This is a genomic window from Cobetia sp. SIMBA_158, assembly GCF_046566945.1.
GTDB classification, from domain to species: Bacteria; Pseudomonadota; Gammaproteobacteria; order Pseudomonadales; family Halomonadaceae; genus Cobetia; species Cobetia amphilecti.
The window spans coordinates 1-249 of record NZ_JAWJYL010000808.1 but is presented as its reverse complement, the minus strand read 5'-3'; the positions used below and the strand labels follow the sequence as shown (position 1 = coordinate 249).

The following is a 249-nucleotide window of genomic DNA, read 5'->3' as shown; positions in this document are numbered from 1 at the left end:
CACGTGACCCGGCATGATCGCCGCGAGCGACAGGCCGAGCCAGTCGTACGGCAGCGCGTCCTCGCCGAGAATCGATTCGAGCGGACGCTCGTCCACCGGCACCGCGACATGCGAATCGGCGGTCGCGAAACCGTGCCCCGGAAAGTGCTTGCCGCAGTTCGCCATGCCCGCGAGCGCGAGGCCGTGATTCAGGCTCTTGGCGAGCAGCGTGACCACGCGCGGATCGCGGTGGAACGCGCGGTCGCCGAC

At 69.9% G+C, this 249-nt stretch carries 1 protein-coding gene; it reads right to left on the bottom strand.

From position 1 onward, the window contains the following. On the bottom strand, window positions 1–249 hold a 249-nt coding region (locus tag R2R70_RS22060; RefSeq protein ID WP_410979206.1), incomplete at both ends, for a glycoside hydrolase family 3 N-terminal domain-containing protein.